Source organism: Escherichia sp. WS1450 (assembly GCF_046487395.1).
GTDB classification, from domain to species: Bacteria; Pseudomonadota; Gammaproteobacteria; order Enterobacterales; family Enterobacteriaceae; genus Escherichia; species Escherichia coli.
Genome location: NZ_JBJQJO010000124.1, coordinates 1 through 1,009, shown reverse-complemented (window position 1 = coordinate 1,009; position 1,009 = coordinate 1). Strand labels below are relative to the sequence as shown.

The window sequence follows — 1,009 nt, the reverse complement described above, 5'->3', positions numbered from 1 at the left end:
AGAAACGAAAAGCCGGGGTTATAGCAGAAGCTAATCCTGAGTAAAACGGTGGATCAATATTGGGCCGTTGGTGGAGATATAAGTGGATCACTTTTCATCCGTCGTTGACATTTAGCCCCGACATAGCCCCACTGTTCGTCCATTTCCGCGCAGACGATGACGTCACTGCCCGGCTGTATGCGCGAGGTTACCGACTGCGGCCTGAGTTTTTTAAGTGACGTAAAATCGTGTTGAGGCCAACGCCCATAATGCGGGCAGTTGCCCGGCATCCAACGCCATTCATGGCCATATCAATGATTTTCTGGTGCGTACCGGGTTGAGAAGCGGTGTAAGTGAACTGCAGTTGCCATGTTTTACGGCGGTGAGAGCAGAGATAGCGCTGATGTCCGGCGGTGCTTTTGCCGTTACGCACCACCCCGTCAGTAGCTGAACAGGAGGGACAGCTGATAGAAACAGAAGCCACTGGAGCACCTCAAAAACACCATCATACACTAAATCAGTAAGTTGGCAGCATCACCAGACACTTCTACAGTTACCTTGCGGATGGAGATGCAGTCGACAAATTATTAGCTCTGACGGTATAACCCTCCATCTCCACGGAAAACGCAAAACAGCACAAGTCCTGAATGCTTTAAGCGTAGTGACTCTGTTCATAGTTATCGTCGGCGCCGGATACAGCATCTACCCTGCTCAGGGCAGACGCTATGGCTTGTATTTTCCGTCCGCCACTGGTACTGCCGTAACCCGGCTTGTTCACGTAAAATTTTTGCCGGGTCGCTTGCCCCCTTCGCCGGTTCACTCCCAGCATTCTTCACAGGTGTTACAAAATTTACAACATCAACTGGGATTAATAGCCGGAGGTGAGGCCGGGAAACAGGCAGCAACGGCAGTGGGGCTCCGTTGCAGTGCTGATACTCTTCTTCGCAGGGTTATTAATACCCCGGAGACGAAACAGTCGGGCGCGCCTCATGTCGGTATTGATGAGTGGGCGTGGCATCGGGGCCACCAT

Annotated in this window: 2 pseudogenes; one reads left to right on the top strand and one right to left on the bottom strand. The window is 52.0% G+C overall.

The features are described from left to right. Window positions 1-98: 98 nt before the first annotated feature. A pseudogene (locus ACJHYR_RS27840) lies at window positions 99-463 on the bottom strand (IS1 family transposase); the annotation flags it as partial. 99 nt (window positions 464-562) lie between these two features. Here ACJHYR_RS27840 and ACJHYR_RS27835 point away from each other — a divergent pair. After that, window positions 563-1,009, top strand: a pseudogene (locus tag ACJHYR_RS27835) (transposase family protein); the annotation flags it as partial.